This is a genomic window from Bellilinea sp. (genome assembly GCF_053501535.1).
In genome coordinates this window covers 1-18,528 of sequence record NZ_JBRCOK010000006.1, presented here as the reverse complement: position 1 = coordinate 18,528, position 18,528 = coordinate 1, and the positions used below count along the sequence as shown (strand labels likewise).

Here is an 18,528-nt window from a genome sequence, read left to right as displayed (position 1 = left end):
GCGCCTTATGTTAATTACGCCGATGGACGGGTAAGTTGGGGTACAGTTTTTCGCCCCAGCGCAACTTCAGCCGGGGCTTTTGCGGGCATTATTATACGCTTGGTCGGGTTGAATGTCAACCATTTTGGCTCATTTCTGCCGAACCTGCCAAAACAGCGTGTTGTTTTTCTTGCCTCTGGCTGCGAATCACATACCAGACTGCCACAGCGGCACAAATTGCAACCCATAATTCAATCCACACAATCCCAACCCCTGCTGAAACCAGCAACACGGCAGGTAAATTAACCAGCATGTGCAGCAGCACCGCCAGCCAGTACAAACGCGCTTCTTGCCTCTTCACCGAATAAAACACCAGTACGGATAAACCCAATTGAACCGCTATTGCAAATACCCGCTCCAATCCACCCACAAGGTACAGATAGGATGGTGTGGAAATCAGTTGCGTGCGAATTTCTTCTGCGGCCAGACCCAATTGCGGTGCTGCCAGCGAGTCAAACGTACCATTATTGATCATAAAACTGAAAATGATCAGGTTGAGATAACCCAGGCCAACCAGAAAAATGGCTTCAAATCCCCCGTGACCAACCCCATATGCAAGTGCATTTTTGAACTCTAAACGATTTTTCAGCAGATACCGATAACCAATCCACCGCCCCGTTTCCTCAAATAAACCGGCGGTCAGACTGAGAAAGAGCGCTAAAAACCACGGCTGAGCAGCCAGTTCCTGATAAAAAGGCTGCTGGTTGAGCCATTGGAGCGCAGGAATGCGAATCAAAACCTGTGGGACGAGAAATCCCAGCACCCCAACCCCAACCGCCAATGGCGAAGCTCCCCACCGACGAAGAAAGATGACCCCCAATATCATCGGCAGGGCAAAAACAACCAGCGTAGAAACCAGCATGGCAGCAATGCTCAAAGGATTAACCATGGTTTCCTCTCAATTCCTGTTGGAGCAATTTTCGGGCGTCTCCCTCCCGCACGGTGATACGGCGTTGATCCAGATATTCCAAAAAGGCCAGTGCAAACTTTCGGCTGGTGGAAAAACGGTCTCGGAATTGGGCTACCGTGATTGAACCGTGCTGCTGGATCCAGTTCTTAACCTCGGTTAGCATTTCCTGATAAGTGGACGCAAGGAACACCACATCGCTGGCAACTTGAATTAAATCGCCGCGTTCCACCAGCGCCTGAAAGACATCCTCCCCGATCATGTCCACACAATCCCGAACCGAAGGGGGGCTATACGGGGAATCTGAAAATTCATTCATCAGACGACTGACCAGGCGTTCCTGTTGAGGTGAAAATTGAATGGTATGCTCTGGAAGTCGAACGATCAGATTCTCTTCCAGCAAGCGGTTTTCGTCCAGCAAGCCCTGATAGAGAAATTGAAAGGCTTTGGGAGTTAAACCGGCACGGTTTTTGAGCGCTTCACGCGGGATACCCTGCCTGAGCGGAAATTTTTGGTGAAATTCTTTAACGATAATGACAATTCGTTCCCGCTCGTGGTCAAAAATGTTTCGGGTTGTCAGCCATCGCATTAACCCGGAACGATTACTTTCTTCACCAATCACCACAACCTGCCCGATGGTCAGTAGTTTTTCAAGCGCTTCACTTCCCAGAAGGGGATCCAACCGCGCAGCTTGCAAAACCTCTTTGTCGGAAATAAATCGCACACTTTGAATCGTGTGAAGCAAAACTTGCAGCGGATCACCCGTGCTCAGGCTTTTCAATCTCTCCAATACATCGGGGGCAAAACGTTTATAACGGCGCGGCGAATTTGTTTCCAAAATCGTTCCGCCGCCCAGTGTTTCGGGTGGTGAGGGTCGCCGCACGATATAACGATCACCGTTGACCACCACAACCGGCTGACGAAATTCAATCTGCACCCAACCCTCATCACCGCTCTTTAACTGTTCGCTGCCCAACAAACGCAGCCGCCCGATTACCTCACTGGTAGCGTGGAAAAATTTGACCTCCATGTTGTGTTGTATCGGAATTTCCACCCCTCCAGCAATTTTGAGGGTCGCATCTACTCTTTGGGTGGGCGCATACAGGCCGGGTAGAGAAATGACATCACCTCGCTGAATTTGGTCGGCGTTGATTCCGCTGATATTCACAGCAGTTCTCCGTCCCGGTCCAACAATTTCTTCTTTACGTTTATGCGATTGCAAACCACGAATGCGGCCTCGCACACCGCGAGGCAACACCTCAATCTCATCTCCAACTTTTAGCGTTCCGTCTTGCAGCGTACCAGTCACCACCGTTCCAAAACCGGTCAGGGTAAACACCCGGTCAACCGGCAAACGCGGACGGCCAAGATCAATTTTCTGTGGGGTTTTCTGTAAGCACTGGTAAATGGCTTGTTTAAGTTCGGGCAGCCCCTTCCCTGTCCTCGCTGAAACGGGAACAATTGCTGTTCCCGCCAGGCAAGTGTTTTCAACTGCATGTTGAATATCACTCTCAACCAGGCTGAGCCATTCAGCATCCTCAACCAGATCTATTTTAGTGAGGGCAATTACCCCGCGCTGAATTTGAAGAATATCAAGGATGAGCAAGTGTTCACGGGTTTGCGGCATAACCCCTTCATCGGCCGCAATGACAAACAATACTGCGTCAATTCCCCCTACGCCTGCCAGCATATTTTCGATAAAATCGCGATGACCCGGCACATCCACAATGCCGACTTCCAGCCCGCCAGGCAGTTCCAGCCAGGCAAAGCCCAAATCAATGGTCATCTCGCGAAGTTTTTCTTCTTTGAGGCGGTCGGGGTGTATACCGGTCAACGCTTCAATCAGGGTGGACTTACCATGATCAACATGACCGGCAGTGCCAATGACATACATGATGGGTCTCCACCACAATCAACGCTTACGACTGATTGCCTTTTCCTGCTCCTCATTCCAGTTGCGTACCAGCGCAAGCAAGGATTGCAACCGACTGGTCGTTTCTTCGGTAATTTGATGGGAAAAGTCCTGAATTTCCTGGATCAGGTCTTCCAGCAGCATCAGGCGTTCTTCCAGTTTCCCGACCGAGCGGAGTAATTCGCGTTGCTGCTCTTCCTGTGCCAGCGTGTAATTTGTCCAGCGTTTCTGGTCATCCGCTTTGAACGAAACCCATTCCTGCCGAAAACGATCTTCCACCAAACGCTGCATCTCGGTAATTTCATTGATGCGTCTTTCAAAGCGGTTGGTAATCTCTTCAAATGCCTCCTGTGCACGTTTGACCGCTCGTTGAGTAGATTCCAGAGATTGCAGCTGATTATCCAGATTGCTGGATTGTGCTTCAATTTGCTCAAAGCGCACCTGCCAATCTTTCCAGACCCGCTCCCTTTCTATGGCCAGCATGTTTTGCTTTTCCATGAACGCAATCTGACTCTGGCGGCGTTCACTTTCAGCCGCAGTCAGCTCGCTGATCCGCGTTTCAATTTTCCGTACCGAATCGGCATTCAAATCAATTTTGCCACGTTGTTCTTCCTGTCGTTTGCGCAGGGCAGTCACCTCACCTTGCAGGTCGGTTAACCGCTTGGCATCCTGCCTCTGACTTTCTTCCAGTAATTTAATTTGGCGTTTATATTCATCGTCCGCCCGGCGGATAAGCAGGATTTTCTGCTCCAACTCTTCAATTTCCCTGCCAAGTCGGTTTTCTCCCTCGGCTCGAGCCTGTAAGGTTTTGCGGATTTCGGGTAGAACTTCCAGTGTCTTGCGAATTTCACCCAACGAGCGGTTCACCGACTCATTGTCTGCAAGTCGGATTTTCTCAATCTCCCGTTCTTTCTCGGAGCGCTGCTTTTCAATGTCCTGAATCATGCGGGAAAGCTCCTGCCGCATTTGCGCCATGGCCGTCTCAATTTGATTGAACCGCAAGAGAGAGGTTGCAATACGGGTCACTTCCCCTTCCAACTCCTTGAAGCGTTGGTCAATTGGCTGGGTTTTTTCTTCCAAATTCGCAATGCGATCCTGCAAAGTGGCTACCAGTAATTTGTCTTTACGGCGTTCATCTTCCAGCCATTCCAAACGTTTTTCCAGTTGTTCGTTATCCATGGAAAATCAATCCTCTCCTTCCAGAAATCAGCTTGAAAACTCTGGTAAATTCAAAACTTATGGATGACCTTATTATATCGAATTCCACTCAACGGGCTGACAACAATGCCGGTGCAACCCGCAGGATGAAAATGACGGATTGATAAAATACTCCCGGAAATATGCCGAATAAAAATAGAAACAACATGCCGCCCACCAGAATCGCCCGCTCTGGCAGGCTTTCGAGGTTTTCTTCCGCCGCATCCCCCAACCGAACAACATGCAGCAACACTCGAATGACACCCATCAAAAAGCCAAAATTACCCAGCAAAACCCACCCAATCAACAATGGCTGTTGTGAGGCAAGTAATTCCAAAGACTCAAGCCGTACTGGAAAACCAGCCAGCAAGGGCATCCCGCTAATCGAGAACAGCGCCAAAACCAATGCAATAATCGCAACCGGGAAACGCTGAAAAATTCCCTGCATGTGATCAAAATCAGTCGGTTGAGCGCGGTTCTTCAACACGCCCAACGCCAGTGCCAGAACAAACAGACCCAGCAAACGCGGCAGCAAGCCGGCTGCAAACATCATGTATCCGGGCAGGTTGTTCAGCCCAATGGTTAATAAGGCATAACCGCTTTCCAGAATTACCGCATAACCGAATAAACGGCTAATTTCATCCTGAAACGCTGCCCACACACCGGCGGTAACCATCATCAGGAGACCGGTCAGTTGAATAATCAGAAACATGAGCGGCGAGGCTCGCAACCAGCCAACCTGACTGACAAAATCCAGACCGAGCATCAGGATGGAAACCGGCAGCAGACTCAAAACGAAGCCGGCCGAATAAGGATGAGTCTGATGGGTAAGTTGCGGCACCCAGAAGTAAAAAGGGAAGACGGCCAGCCACAGGGCAAATCCAAGACCCAAAATTACGGCAGCCCGCGGCAGGATTGCCGGGTCAACTTGTAAAAGGTCTCCACTGCCGAAAACCCACCCCGCCAGCAAAATAAACGGCATTCCCAACGTTTGAAAGATTAGAAAACGCTGCACCCCCCGTTGAACAACTTCACCGGGCGGCACCAGCACAGGAATGCTTAATAAAACAGCCAGTTCAACCAGCAATGCTGCGTACAAAAACGGTTGGACAGCCAGCGCGCCCACCAATGCCGCAACAACCATCAGCCCAAACGGCGCAAACAAGCGGTGCTGCTTGAGGACCATCGCGCCGGCAAACCATACTGCACAGGTTGTAAAAATCAAAACCAGAAACGGACGCTCATTGTTGGTCAGGTTAAAACTTCGCCCGAGCACAAACAGGCTCTCCCCCAGTTCAAACTGAACACCACCCAATCGTATGGTTTCTCCAATTGGTAAAGCCGCAGCCAACACCGCCAGTAAAGCCGAAAGGCCGACGGCAATCCCGCCAGAAATCCACCGCCGGTGGCGCAGCAACCACAGGATTAACCCCATGCCCACTGGAATAACGATCCAGATGATCGGCGCGGTCAATTCGACTCCTCCAGACTGGGAGATAAAATGAAATAAGAACCGGCTAACCCCACACCCAGGTTAATCAGACCGAGCAAACCCACTACCAATACCGAACTGACCAGACCAGCATAAATCATCTCAAACCCTGCCAGGAAGGTCAGCAACCCAATGCTGAGGCGAAATGGATTGCCCGTCAACCCCAGTTGAATCAAACCAGAAATAAGCAAAATCAATCCACCGGTTAATAATGAATGTTCAACCGGAATCCACTGTTCAGCGGCTGGAAGAATGGAGAAGGCCACAATGATGCCAAAAATCATGACGAAACCCCGAAAAATCCGTCCCGCCAGGTCGCTGACGGGTAACTCTTCGCCAAGATTAAGTTGAGAAGCGGCTAAGACCGCCCCCGCCATCCAGCCCACAATCAGCTTCACTGCTGCAAGTCCAATCGGTAATGTTTGAGCAATCAGCCAGAAGACCCCCACATACTGAAGGGCAAGCGCAAGCAAGGCATATCGCCAGCCTAAAAACAAAACCAGGAAAAAACTGCTCAAAATCAACAGGATGATCGGTATCGTTTGAAGGCTCATTCTTTTAGCGCACTCCCCCAAAAATTGAAATCAGCAGAACCAGTAACAAAACCGACCAGAGCACGCCGCCTTCACCCTCAAAGAGAACCGTCAACAGCCGAGTGAATCCCTGTACCGTATGAAAGACGGAGCGTAAGACCGCATACAACCAGTTCAAGCGGAGAAAGGCGCTGATGGCATCCGTAGATCGGCGAATCACATTTTGCAACCACGCCGACTGGGGAGAGGAGATTTCCTCAACCTGTTTTCGACGAAGCGCAGTCTGAATAAGGAAAACACTGGCGCCAAATACCACCAGGGATCCCCACCATGTACCCAGCCGCAAACCCTGCTCCACCCCTAAAAATACACTCAGCCAGCCCGAGAGCAACAAAACAGCCAAGCCGAGTGTGTACGTGGTCACGATATAAGGCTCGAAAGTACTGCTAGATTCTCTTTCCTGAAATACAAGCCGCACAAAACCGGCGATCAGCATGATCCACATGCCCGCCAGCAAGATGACCCATCCGGCGTTCACTGCCACAGCCAGCCATCCCGCAGAAAGGATGGTAAACGGCAAACCGCTAAAACTCAGCAAGGCGGCCGCCATCAGAAGCATCAACCGCCGACTGCGAACGGTGTAGAGAAAAATCATTCCGCCCCAACAAATCAGTGCCACTCCCCACACTGCTGAAAGCGGAGCATTTCCATTCAGGGCAGATAAGATTGCCAGCCCGCTGAAAAACAACCCAAAAAATGATCGTCCGCCAATTTCATTTTCCGCCAAAAGCCACATCAACACTCCATACAAAGTGAGCAGCACAATCCCGCCCACTACAAGGGGGCTGGAGTCCACCACCCTTAAACCGGCTGGCAGTTTGGTCAATAAAGCCAGCCCGCTGATCTGCCCGACGATGCGCATCAGGCTGGTCAATCCGTTTTGGAGGGGTAATTGGGTTTCATACTTCAAACTTAGCGGCAGAACCCCCAGCCGCAGAATTACGGCAGCAATCAACACCACCAAATCCTGAGCAAGTGCCGATTCGAAAGTGAAACCGGAACCGGCCTGGCGCCCCAGAATGATCACAGCAAGCAAAAGTCCAATCGAAAACAAACGTAATGCAAACGAGGTCAGCACTTCGCGGCGGTAGCGATAATCACGAATGATCAACAACACATACACCACTTCCACAACATCCAGCAAAGTCCACGAGATGGCCAGTGCAAGCGGCGTGCCGCTGAGAACCGAAAGTAATCCAACTGCCGTGAAAGTGATGGCTGCCGACCACGAAAGGGGGTTGCTGTTATATTTAAACCGGACCGGAGCGGTCAACACAACTGCCAGCAGCAAACCCACCAGACATACGGCATACACCCACCCGCCTGCATCCCACCGAAAAACAAGCTGATCTGCTGTGAGAGGCTCAAAGGGTCGCCAGGCCGGAAAGGCTGCTTCCGCTGGTTGAAACCAGTGCAAAGCAAACAAACCAAGCCAGATGAGATTCAACCCGATAATCGAAATCAACCAGGCATAGCGTTTACCTCGTTCACTCCAGAACAGGGTAAAGATCACCCCGGCCAGCAGCAATAGCACCAAAACCGGCGCAAGGGTTAACATCATCAGAGAACCGGATTATGAGAATTGCGCTGGATAAAACGCCCCATACCAGCGCTACCCAGCCACTGCTTGCCATCCACAATCAAGTTTCCGCGCAGGAAGACCTTTTCAGGAAAGCCGGTCAAAGTCCAACCTTCAAACAGGTTGTAGTCCGTTCGATGGTGGGATTGGTCAACTCCGTAGGTTACAACCCGCTCCGCATCCCAAACCACAATATCCGCATCCGCTCCCGGGGTTAAGCTGCCCTTGCGGGGATATAAACCAAAAATCCTGGCCGGGTTGGTGCTGGTCAAAGCAACAAATTGGGAAGGGCTCAGCCGGCCTTTGACTACCCCTTCACTCCAAAGCACAGGCAAACGGTCGCCTACCGCCGGCAGACCATTGGGAATTTTCGTGAAATCATCCTTCCCCAGCTCCTTACCCGGTATGGCAATCGGCTTCCCTTCATAAAGGATCGGCTTGCTACCATCGTAGAAAAATGGACAATGATCGGTTCCAACCACCTGTATGATACCGCTTTCGAGTCCCTGCCAGAGTCGTTCGTTATCCTCCTTGCTGCGCATGGGAGGGGAACACACCCACTTCGCCCCATCCGGACGCCGCAAATGGTCAATGGTAAAGAACAGATATTGAGGACAGGTTTCCCCCATCACCGGCAAGCTTTTGGAGCGTGCGTAAGCCAGTTGATCCACTTCACCGGCAGCATTCATGTGAACGATGTAAAGCGGCGCCTCTGCCATAGCCGCCAGGGCTGCACCGCGCAGGACTGCTTCTACTGCCGTCCAGGCCGGGCGGGTCAGCGCGTGCCACTCAGGCGTTGTATGCCCGGCAGCCAGCGCTTCAGCAATCAACAACTCGATTACATCACCATTTTCGGCATGAAGCATGGTCAACAAACCATACTTTTTTGCAACACGCATGACGCGAAAAATGTTTTCGTCCGAAAGACGCAGGCGGTTGTTATACGCGCTGAAAACCTTTACTGAGGTTATTCCCATCCCGGTCAGTTGAGCCATTTCTGCTTCAATTTGCTCATCAAAGCGACTGATGTTCATGTGAAAACTGAAGTCAATGGCTGCTTTGGGATCGGCTTTTTCCCGCCACAGCGCAATGCTTTTTTCAATTCCGCTGTTTTCCAAGGGGACAAAATCAATGACGGTCGTAGTACCGCCAAACGCAGCCGCCTTATGACCGGTGTAATGATCATCCGAAGAAACCGTTCCAAACATGGGCAAATCAAAGTGGGTGTGGGGATCAACCCCGCCCGGCAGAATCAAGCGGTTGCTGACATCCAAAACCATAGTGTCTTCAGCGACGGCTAAATCTAACCCAATCAAGGCGATTTTTTCGTCCTCGATCAAAATATCTGCCCGAAACATCTCGGATGCAGTTACCAGCGTACCGCCTTTCAAGAGTGTTTTCATCCATACCTCCTTCTTGCCTGTCCCAACAAACTAATCATCGCCGGTCACATACTCGTCAGCGGATTCAAGCAAAGAGATGCCTTTCCCCAACATCGAAAGAAGCAACACATCCAGCCCGTCTAACTGCTCTGGCAATTGCTGGGGAGAATAAGATTGCTGATGAAGCGCTCGTTCGCGCAATCCACGCCATAAAATCTGCCGTTCTTCATCACGGACCACCAAATCCTCCAGTGTTGAGGCACGATTCAATCGCTCTCCGGTTGTGTAAAGGAATGTCAATCGCCGCCAGTGGCTGGCAGGAATGGGCGGTACAACCTTCTGCAATTCGCCCAGTTGAATTTTGTAATATTCCTCATGCGCGCGCGGGTGATCGGCTTCATGCCTCAGCAATTCCGCCCGGGTGGTCAGCTCATGCCCACGCACTGCGGCAATGTAATGAACTCCCCAGCGTTCTTCTTCACCAAAGGCCGCCGTCTGATAAAAGGCCAGAAAATCCACACTCATTACTTTGGGCGATGAACGCAAGGGAATACGGTACCACCCCAAAACTCGGGCAATTTCCAGATCGCGGGGATGCGGAAGAACCGCCACCAGAATGATGGCTTCATCACCGACAATTGAACGAAGCGGGGAATACACTCGTGACATCCGGTAATCGTATTATAGCCGAAAGTTAATCGAATTGCTGGGTGCCTCCCTCCGGCAGCTTTCCTTGAAAAATTGCATAAAGCAGGGGAGGATGGTATCTATTCACCCTCCCCTGCTCTGACAAATGCAAAATAGGGGCTACAGCAAACCGGCGCGTTCGTTGAATTCGGTAATCAACGCGTCAATTTCCGGCACCTGTTTCTGGATATCCGTCCAGTAATTGGGATCGTACCATTGCGCCAGAATTTCTTCGTAAGTCTTGCCCTGCTGTTCCACCCAGGTATAGTATTTGAGGTTGTGAACGCGGCGGCGGTCTGCGTAGGTCAACTCAATCAGATGATCGGTTGTTTCGCCGTGCAGATCACGGGCAAAGGCCTCAGCGGCATCAAACGGGGTAAATTCGCCAAATTGTTCGCGGTATTCCTGAATTCGGCTGGAATAGAGTTCCATCGAGTCGGTCATCACGAACAACATGATGTCGTTTTCGCCCATCTCGTAGTATTTTGCGGCTTTGATGGCAGAAAGCATGTTGGCAATGCCGGAGAAACCGAACAAATCGAGTTGCTGCACCAGTTCGGCTGGTACACCCTTCTTGACCAGATACTCACGTCCGGCCGGCTCATTGAACAACCGCAGCAAATTGACCACCGAATTGTCATCAATGGCAACAACCATATCGGTATTCTTGACATTATGAATCCACGGGACGTGTTTATCGCCGATGCCCTCAATGCGGTGAGAGCCAAAGCCGTTTTCCAGCAGGGTGGGGCATTGCAAAGCCTCACTGGCAACGATCACACTGCGCGGGAAAATCTGTTTCATGTAATCGCCGCAGGCGATCGTCCCGGCCGAACCGGTAGTCAGGGCTACGCCGCGGTAGTTGTCACGCGGCCCCATTACCTGCTGCAGAACTTCTTCCATGGCGTGACCGGTTACCTCATAGTGCCACAGGTAGTTGCCAAATTCTTCAAACTGATTGAAAATCATCAAATCTTCACCCGAGCGGCGCAGTTCCCAGCACTTGTCGAAAATTTCTTTGACATTCGACTCCGAGCCGGGGGTGGCAATCACTTCACCTGCGATTTTGGAAAGCCATTCAAAACGCTCCTTGCTCATTCCTTCCGGCAAAATGGCAATGGACTGGCAAGCCAGCAAGGCCGAGTCATAAGCGCCGCCACGGCAGTAATTACCGGTTGAAGGCCACACTGCCTTTTGGGTGGTGGGATCGAATTGTCCGGTGACCAGCCGCGGTACCAGGCAGCCAAAGGCGGCTCCCACCTTATGCGCACCGGTGGGGAACCACTTGCCCACCAAACCAATCAGGCGCGCTGGCACACCGGTCAGGCTGGAAGGCAGTTCGATGAAATTGACGCCCCCGAACAACCCGCCAAACGGTTTCGGTTCGTTTTTCCAGGTGATTCGGAAAAGGTTGCGGGGATGCACATCCCATAAGCCGATGTTCCGCAATTCTTCTTTGATGGAATCGGGAATCAGATTGGGGTTTTTCATTTGGGCAAAGGTCGGGATGATGATGTTGCGTTCCTTTACCCGGCGCAGCGCACGTTCTCTCCGTTCTGGAATTACGGTTAAATCAATAGTTGCCATTCGTTTTCTCCTCTTTTTGTAGTTGTAATTTTTTCTCAAAATCTTCCGGGCTTTCACTGACAATGTACAGCGGCCGGTTTTTTGCTTCATCATAAATCCGTCCAATGTATTCGCCTAAAATACCCAGGCAAATCAATTGAACGCCCCCGAAGAACAGTACGGCTATCAAGGTGGTGGCTTGCCCAAAAAATGCCTGAGCCTGAATGGAGCGCAGGATGATGACCACCGGAATGGCTAAAATGGCTAACCCGGCTGCAATGAAACCCAGATAGGTTGCTAATTGCAGCGGAAAATACGAAAAGCCGGTAATGGCGGTCAGCGCCAAACGCAGCATCTTGCGCAGCGGATACTTGGTCTCACCGGCAAAACGCGGCGCACGGCGGTACAGTACGCCAGTCTGACGAAAGCCCACCCAGGCTGACATTCCCCGCAAAAAGCGGTGATGTTCGCGCATCGAATTCAGCACATTGACCACCTTACGGTCCATTAACCGGAAATCGCCGGCATCCATTGGGATGTCCACATCGGTGATTCGGGCAATCAGTCGGTAAAAGAGTGAAGCAGTGAATTTCTTGAAGAAAGACTCCCCTTCCCTCTCAGCGCGCACGGCATAAACCACCTCATAGCCTTCGCGCCATTTTTCAATCAAATCCAGAATGACTTCCGGCGGGTCTTGCAGGTCAGCATCAATGATGACCACCGCATCGCCCCGTGAATAATCCAGCCCGGCCGTCACCGCAATTTGATGTCCGAAATTACGCGCAAACATGACCGGTCTTACACGCGGGTCTGCTTTGGCCAGCTCACGGATGATTTGAGGCGATTCATCCACCGACCCGTCATTGACCAACACCAGTTCCCACGGTTTACCGGTTCTGTCCATCACCTCCACCATGCGGCGATACAGCTCATGCAGGCAGCTGGCTTCGTTGTAAACGGGTACGATGATTGAAAAAACAGGTTTTTCAGTCATTTGTGATTGTTCGTCACCTCTTTTCTTAAAGAGTTGATCTTCAAATTCCAAGATGCTTTTTCAACGCGCTCATGCTCGGTTCAATCACTGGTGCAGCCGGCACCGCTTGCATAGCAGCGCGGATGTCCTTCAAGCCGCTGCCGGTGTTGATGACCAGCACCGGGTCTTCCGGTGTTATCTTTCCCAATGCAATTGCTTTTTTCAAACCCACATAGGCAGTCGAGCCGGCCGGCTCGGCAAAAATTCCCAGCGGTCCCAGTTCACCAATACCGGCAATGATTTCCTCATCCGAAACAGTGAGATATTCTCCACCGGTCTGGCGGGCTGCCCGAACTGCCCGAACCCCATCGCGCGGCAAATCTACGGAGATGCTGTCGGCAATGGTGGTAGCCTGCACCGGTTCAATCACTTCCGTTCCTTTGAAAAAGGCATTGGCAACGGCTGCCGACTTTTCGGATTGGATGCCAAAAATACGCGGCATTTTTTCCAGCCAGCCGAGGGCATGTAAATCCTTAAAGCCTTTATGCAGGCCGGAGATGATATTGCCATCACCTACCGAAACAAATACTGCCAGCGGAGGTAAATCCCTTTTTAGATTGAGAATCACATTTTCCCAAATTTCAAAAGCAGCTGTTTTCTTGCCTTCCGCCGTGAAGGGATTATACCCCGTGTTGCGGCAGTACCAGCCAAACTCTTCGGCAGCCTGAATGGTCAGGTCAAAGGCCGAGTCGTAATTCCCATCCACCAGTATCACCTGAGCCCCATATACCAGCAGCTGGGCTACTTTGGCAGGTGGTGCCGTCTTTGGGGCAAAAATGACCGCTTTGTGGCTAACCGCCGCCGCCATTCCCGCCAGCGCTGCCCCGGCGTTACCCGTTGAAGCAGTCACCACCACCTCAGCCCCAATCTGACGTGCCCGAGCCACCACCACAGACGAAGCCCGATCTTTGAAGGATGCCGTTGGATTGCGACCTTCGTCCTTGATCCATAAATGCCGCAGTCCCAACTTCTCCGCCAGCCGGGTCGGGTAATAAGTGGGTGTCCAACCGGCCATGCGCAGCGGTGTGCCTTCGCCGCCGGGGTCTTTGACCGGCAGGAGTGGCAAATACCGCCACAGGGAGTAATCCGAGCGTGAAACAATATCATTAATCTCATACTTCTGGCGGATGGCAGCATAGTCCAGTACCACATCCAGATTCCCACCGTCTTTGGGACAGGTATAGGTCACCTGCCCCGGCGCATACTCTGTATTGCACAAAGAACAACGATAGCCGATAAATTCACTCATACATTGACATCCTTTTATAGAAATTTGATTGTTTATTCATTCTCAAACGGTACACCCAGGGAGGCCGGCGGCGAGGTGCGCAGCGAACGCAAAATATTCGCCAGCCATTTCCGGGTTCTCTCCGGCAAAGCAGCCAGTGTACGGTCCACCCACTCGGCATTGCCGATATTGACCAGCAAAAGAGTCAGGATCATCAACGGGAAGGGGGCCACCTGCAACACCTGGGATGGGATGTTGGGTAAACTGGGCTGCAACACCAGACCGAGCCACTGCAGCAGCCCAAACAGGTAGGCGCCAAAAGCCGCCCGCAGCGGATTCCAGCCGCCAAAAATGGTCAGGGCCAGGGCAATCCAGCCGAACCCGTCAAGTCCGGAAATGGTGCCTTTCCAACCGGCTTTAACACTCAAAGAAAACATTGGTCCTGCCAGTCCTGCCAGCATACCACCCAGCACGGTGTAAAAATAGCGCATCCGATTGACGTTTGCACCGCGCACAAAAGCCGTCGCCGGTTTTTCGCCAATTCCCTGCAGCATCAGCCCCGGTCTGGTCTTGAAAATAAACACATATGAAACAATGATCAGGAGAAAACTGGCATAGACCAGAATATCCTGCTGAAAGAAAATCACCCCAATCAACGGAATATCCGCCAGACCGGGGATCGGCAGAGAAGGAACGCGCGGCCCCTGCAGCCCCATGAATGGATTTCCCAGATAATACGCCAAATCCCGGCAGGTGAGCGCCAGAATGAAACCCACCGCTACCTGAGATTGCTTGAGGGTAATGCTGCTAAAGGCAACAATCAGTGCCACCAGACCGCCAATTAACGCCCCTGCCAGAAATCCTAACCAGAGGCTGTTGGTACTAACCGCCACAGCGAAACCTGCCATAGCAGTCAAGAGGATCGTCCCGTTTAGCGAAAGATTGATGACACCGCTGCGTTCGGCAAAGGTCTCCCCAATGGTTGCAAAGACAATCGGCGCAGAGGAGGCTAAAACCCCGGCCAGACCAATCAAGATAATTTGCGTATCCATAACCATGACCTCATTGAGGACGTGTCAGGCGGCGGCGGACGCCATCCATTAATAAAACAAACAAGACCAGCGAGCCCTGCAACACGCCGGAAAGGGAAGAGTCCAGTTTCAATACAATTGGTAACTGGATACTGCCGATATTCAAAGCCGCAAAAAACAAAGCAACCGGGGCAGCCCAAAGGGCTTGGTAGTTGACCAGCATCGCCACCATCATACCCAGAAAGCCATACCCCGATGAAATCGAGGGGATCAAGCGGTGATAAACGGCCAAAACCTGTGTCGCACCAGCCAGTCCGGCCATGATACCACACAACAGGAACGCCATCAGCATATATCTGGTCGTGGGTATTCCCATCAAAAAAGCCGCTCTGCCGTTACGACCCACCGCCTTCAGACGCAGCCCAAAATAGGTTCCCCGCAATAGAATGTAAACCAGGGTAATCGCAACAATCCCAAGCGCCAGTGACCAAGGGCTGAGGCGAAACCCCGGCAGCGTTGGCAGCCACAATTCCAGTGGAAACGGCTCAGTACCGCTCATCGAGCCGACACCGGGGCGTTTCCATGGGCCAAAAATAAGCCAGATTGTCAGGGCTGTGGCAACAAAATTCAGACCCAAACCGCCAAAAATTTCGTTGACATTGCCGAATATTTTGAGTAAGGCTACCAGCCCGGCCCAAAACATGCCCCCCAACGCCCCTGCCAGAAAACCAATCAGCATAATCGCGGTGGGTGGCAAGTCGGTAGGCTGTAAGACGCGCAGTGCCCAGGTGGTAAAAATTGCTCCTAATGTGATTTGACCCTCAATACCAATGTTCCACAGGCCTGCCGTAAAAGTCAGTAACAATCCAGCGGTAGCCAGCAGAAGAGGTGTCCAGGCTACCAGAATATCAGCAATTTTGGTTGGCGATCCCACCGCCCCAAGCATGATGTTGTGATAAACCTGAATCGGGTCTGCCCCGGAAATCAACATCACAACCGTAGTAAACAGCAGCGCCAGCAACACCGCCAGTGTTTGATAAACGATGCCGCTCCAGCGCGAGGATGTCTTCATCATAGTCATACCGTCACCTTATGCATGGGTTTTCAGAAACCTTTTCCGCCGATTAACTGACCCAACTGTTCAACGGTAGTGGATTCGGCATCCAACGGGGGAGATACTTTCCCCCCGTAAAAGACCAGAATTCGATCGCTGTATTGAAGAATCTCTTCCAGGTCAGCAGAGGTAAAGATGATGCTTGTTCCCTGTTTGCAGCGATCTTTCAATTTTCCCCAAATCCAAATTGCCGACTCAATATCCAGACCCCGCGTCGGGTGTTCCAGCAGCAATAAATTAACCGGGTTGCGCAGCATAGCCAGCAGAGCGCGTTGTTGATTGCCGCCGGAAAGCGACTCAACCGTACTGACCGGAGTTCCTTTGATGTTGAAATCTTCAATTCGCTGACGGGTGGTTGCCAGCGCTTTATCAAAGTTAATGAAAAAGCCGTTTTGTTCCTCTGCCAGAATAAAATGTTCGGTCAGCGAAAGGCCGGGAATCAAACCTTCTTCCATCCTGGAGGCAGGCACATAGGCAATTCCAGCCTCCAGAAAAGCCCGGTACGGCTTGCCGGTCAGACGTTTACCGCCAAGGTTGATTTCCCCTGCCACCGGTCGAATTAAACCCGCACAGGTACGTAAAAACTGAACCTGACCGGAGCCTTCCATGCCAGCCAAACCAATGACCTCACCGCATGTCATGGAGAGATTGATATCCCGAATTTGCAAACGATAATCTTCAATGGTGACATGATCCAGGTGGAAGGACACATCACAGGTTTCGTAACGGCGTTTTTCTTCCAGACTGATCACCCGCCCGAACATCAATTTCACCAACTCATCGGTAACATAGGGGGGATCAACCTCCCCTACCAGTTCACCTTTTCGGAAAACCGCAATTCGATCGCACAGGAATTCGACATCTTCCAATTTATGCGACACGAAAATAACCGACATTCCTTGTGCGGCTAATTTTCGCAAGGTTTCGAACAGTTTTTCCTTCTGGGATGCGCTGATCCCCGTCGTGGGTTCGTCCAGAATCAGCACGCGCGCCCCCAACCACAACAACCGCAGGATTTCCAGCTGCTGGCGTTCCCCTACGGTAAGCGAATCTACATAAGCATATGGATCTATATTGAACCCAAACTGGCTTTGTAAATCATTAAAGGCGCGCACAACTTCACGCCGGTTGGGGAACAAACCACCTTCATGACCGATCAGCAGGTTATCCACCACCCGCATCGGAGGGAAGTCCAGCGGATCCTGATGAAGCATACCAATGCCCAGCCGGATTGCATCCGAAGGAGAGTTGATTTTTACCGGTTGACCATCCAGCCGAATTTCCCCAGAATCGGCTTGAATATACCCGGAGAGGATTTTCATCAGCGTACTTTTACCCGCGCCATTTTCACCCAGAATCCCCTGAATTTTCCCGGATTCAACCGTCAGGGTAATATCATTATTTGCATGAACTGCACCAAAATGCTTGTGGATATGAATCAGTTCAACCTTCATGCAGCATTCAACTTTCTAACGCAATAAGTCCTCGGGGCTGGCTCACATTTTCAATACGGGGCTGCCGCAGGTGCGGCAGCCCCTCCTTTCAAAAAATGAACGGTTAGTTGCTGGGAACGCTCTGACCTTCCATGCCTTCCAGCAATTGCGGCAAATACCAGATTTGCAGATCGGTGGCGACTTCACCTTCAGCAAGGAAGGGTGTGCCGTCCTGATAATTCAGCGGACCGACAAACAGGTTTAAGCCACCCGCCAGTTCCGCTATGAATTTTTCCACATTGGCTTTGGCATCTGCGCTGAGTGCATCACCAAACACAAAGCCAACCGCAGAAGTATCATGATTGTTGATGTTCGTCCAATCTGGACCAAGCCACTCAAAGTAGGATTTGAAGGTGCCGGCCTTGACCTGTTCAACAGCCCGCAGGTAGGCAGGCCCCCAGTTGAAGTACGGAACACCTAAACACACTTCCGGTGCTTCGGCGCAAGCGCCTTCATAATCATACGGCACTGCCCACACTTCTTTTCCGGCCGCCCGTGCTTTGCTGGCCTGCACCAGCGCTTCGGTGGTGTCAATACCGGAAATGACCACATCATAGCCGCTGTTCAGGAAATCATCCGCCACCTGAGTTGGGTCGGCTGTGAAGCCAGGGATATTGAACCAGAAGCCAATCCAGGTGACTTTGAATTTCAAGGCGGCAGGGTCTTTGCCGGCATACTTCTCATAGCAGTATTTGGCACCCAGATAAGCCGAAGCGGTCAGCCGGCGGGTTTCGTCATTGATGAGCGGCCCAAGGTAACCGATTTGGCCGGTCTTGGTGGTCAGCGCAGCCGCACAACCGGCGATCATCTTGCCGTATTCCATCTTCCCCATCGTGTTGCCGAATTTGGGGAATTCAATGTAATTCACGCCTTCTTTCCATGAGGTATCACCAGAAGCGTGAATGATCGGCACATCCGGATGCTTGCGGGCAAAGTTGATGGCGCCGTCTTTCATATCATCCGAGTTGAAGATAATCAACTTTGCGCCCTTTGAAAGCAAATCCTCCGCCAGCTGTTCTGAGGTGGTTCCGGGACGGTCAGCCGGGTTGACTTTGTCAATGTAAATCAACTTTACACCGGGCACCTTCTTTTCGACATACAAACCGGCATCGTAATGTGCCTGACTCCAACCTCGGTCATTGTAAGGACCAACCAGCAGCATACCCAGAATGAATTCTTCTGGTTCAGCCGGCGGTTGGGTTGGCTGCGGTTCAGCCGGCGGCTGGGTGGGTTGTTGCGCCGGGGGTTGAGTAGGCTGGGGTGCCTGAGTCGGCG

Annotated in this window: 15 protein-coding genes; all 15 read right to left on the bottom strand. The window is 51.7% G+C overall.

Annotation, left to right across the window (positions count from 1 at the left end; translation table 11 throughout):
• Positions 1-115: 115 nt before the first annotated feature.
• Positions 116-928, bottom strand: a complete 813-nt coding sequence (locus ACWIZX_RS00420; RefSeq protein WP_448334452.1) for a YhfC family intramembrane metalloprotease — start codon at positions 926-928, stop codon at positions 116-118.
• The gene (gene selB, locus ACWIZX_RS00415) at positions 921-2,840 is read right to left on the bottom strand and encodes a selenocysteine-specific translation elongation factor (protein ID WP_448334451.1); all 1,920 of its coding nucleotides are present in this window, start codon (positions 2,838-2,840) and stop codon (positions 921-923) included. Before selB ends, ACWIZX_RS00420 begins: the two co-directional genes overlap by 8 nt.
• 18 nt (positions 2,841-2,858) lie before the next feature.
• Positions 2,859-4,037, bottom strand: a complete 1,179-nt coding sequence (locus ACWIZX_RS00410; protein WP_448334450.1) for a hypothetical protein — start codon at positions 4,035-4,037, stop codon at positions 2,859-2,861.
• An 88-nt stretch (positions 4,038-4,125) separates the two neighbouring features.
• Positions 4,126-5,529, bottom strand: a complete 1,404-nt coding sequence (locus tag ACWIZX_RS00405) for a proton-conducting transporter transmembrane domain-containing protein (RefSeq protein WP_448334449.1) — start codon at positions 5,527-5,529, stop codon at positions 4,126-4,128.
• A complete protein-coding gene (locus tag ACWIZX_RS00400; protein ID WP_322793116.1) occupies positions 5,526-6,101 on the bottom strand; it encodes a hypothetical protein in 576 nt (191 codons plus the stop codon). The genes ACWIZX_RS00405 and ACWIZX_RS00400 overlap by 4 nt, the downstream gene beginning before the upstream one ends.
• A gap of 4 nt (positions 6,102-6,105) precedes the next feature.
• Entirely contained in the window at positions 6,106-7,701 is a 1,596-nt protein-coding gene (locus ACWIZX_RS00395; RefSeq protein WP_322793115.1) for a hypothetical protein, read from the bottom strand.
• Complete coding sequence (hydA, locus tag ACWIZX_RS00390; protein ID WP_322793114.1) at positions 7,701-9,122, bottom strand: dihydropyrimidinase; 1,422 nt, start codon at positions 9,120-9,122, stop codon at positions 7,701-7,703. The genes ACWIZX_RS00395 and hydA overlap by 1 nt, the downstream gene beginning before the upstream one ends.
• Before the next feature lie 30 nt (positions 9,123-9,152).
• Positions 9,153-9,761: a hypothetical protein gene (locus tag ACWIZX_RS00385; RefSeq protein ID WP_448334448.1), complete on the bottom strand. Its 609-nt coding sequence runs from the start codon at positions 9,759-9,761 to the stop codon at positions 9,153-9,155.
• 147 nt (positions 9,762-9,908) lie between these two features.
• Entirely contained in the window at positions 9,909-11,375 is a 1,467-nt protein-coding gene (locus ACWIZX_RS00380) for a pyridoxal-phosphate dependent enzyme (protein ID WP_448334447.1), read from the bottom strand.
• Complete coding sequence (locus ACWIZX_RS00375; protein ID WP_322794506.1) at positions 11,362-12,348, bottom strand: glycosyltransferase family 2 protein; 987 nt, start codon at positions 12,346-12,348, stop codon at positions 11,362-11,364. The genes ACWIZX_RS00380 and ACWIZX_RS00375 overlap by 14 nt, the downstream gene beginning before the upstream one ends.
• Positions 12,349-12,388: 40 nt before the next feature.
• Entirely contained in the window at positions 12,389-13,636 is a 1,248-nt protein-coding gene (gene thrC, locus ACWIZX_RS00370; protein ID WP_322794505.1) for a threonine synthase, read from the bottom strand.
• A gap of 32 nt (positions 13,637-13,668) precedes the next feature.
• Positions 13,669-14,667 (bottom strand): ABC transporter permease, encoded by a 999-nt coding sequence (locus ACWIZX_RS00365; protein ID WP_322794504.1) that lies wholly within the window; start codon positions 14,665-14,667, stop codon positions 13,669-13,671.
• Between the two features lie 10 nt (positions 14,668-14,677).
• Positions 14,678-15,721, bottom strand: a complete 1,044-nt coding sequence (locus ACWIZX_RS00360; RefSeq protein ID WP_448334446.1) for an ABC transporter permease — start codon at positions 15,719-15,721, stop codon at positions 14,678-14,680.
• 29 nt (positions 15,722-15,750) lie between these two features.
• The gene (locus tag ACWIZX_RS00355) at positions 15,751-17,214 is read right to left on the bottom strand and encodes an ABC transporter ATP-binding protein (RefSeq protein ID WP_448334445.1); all 1,464 of its coding nucleotides are present in this window, start codon (positions 17,212-17,214) and stop codon (positions 15,751-15,753) included.
• A gap of 103 nt (positions 17,215-17,317) precedes the next feature.
• Positions 17,318-18,528: BMP family lipoprotein (locus ACWIZX_RS00350; protein ID WP_448334444.1), on the bottom strand; the 1,211-nt coding region annotated here is incomplete at its 5' end.

Bases quoted from the DNA above. Each gene is read 5' to 3' on its own strand.
- ACWIZX_RS00420 (WP_448334452.1), bottom strand. From the start codon at position 928: ATGGTTAATCCTTTGAGCATTGCTGCCATGCTGGTTTCTACGCTGGTT.
- selB (WP_448334451.1), bottom strand. From the start codon at position 2,840: ATGTATGTCATTGGCACTGCCGGTCATGTTGATCATGGTAAGTCCACC.
- ACWIZX_RS00410 (WP_448334450.1), bottom strand. From the start codon at position 4,037: ATGGATAACGAACAACTGGAAAAACGTTTGGAATGGCTGGAAGATGAA.
- ACWIZX_RS00400 (WP_322793116.1), bottom strand. From the start codon at position 6,101: ATGAGCCTTCAAACGATACCGATCATCCTGTTGATTTTGAGCAGTTTT.
- ACWIZX_RS00395 (WP_322793115.1), bottom strand. From the start codon at position 7,701: ATGATGTTAACCCTTGCGCCGGTTTTGGTGCTATTGCTGCTGGCCGGG.
- hydA (WP_322793114.1), bottom strand. From the start codon at position 9,122: ATGAAAACACTCTTGAAAGGCGGTACGCTGGTAACTGCATCCGAGATG.
- ACWIZX_RS00380 (WP_448334447.1), bottom strand. From the start codon at position 11,375: ATGGCAACTATTGATTTAACCGTAATTCCAGAACGGAGAGAACGTGCG.
- ACWIZX_RS00375 (WP_322794506.1), bottom strand. From the start codon at position 12,348: ATGACTGAAAAACCTGTTTTTTCAATCATCGTACCCGTTTACAACGAA.
- thrC (WP_322794505.1), bottom strand. From the start codon at position 13,636: ATGAGTGAATTTATCGGCTATCGTTGTTCTTTGTGCAATACAGAGTAT.
- ACWIZX_RS00365 (WP_322794504.1), bottom strand. From the start codon at position 14,667: ATGGATACGCAAATTATCTTGATTGGTCTGGCCGGGGTTTTAGCCTCC.
- ACWIZX_RS00360 (WP_448334446.1), bottom strand. From the start codon at position 15,721: ATGATGAAGACATCCTCGCGCTGGAGCGGCATCGTTTATCAAACACTG.
- ACWIZX_RS00355 (WP_448334445.1), bottom strand. From the start codon at position 17,214: ATGAAGGTTGAACTGATTCATATCCACAAGCATTTTGGTGCAGTTCAT.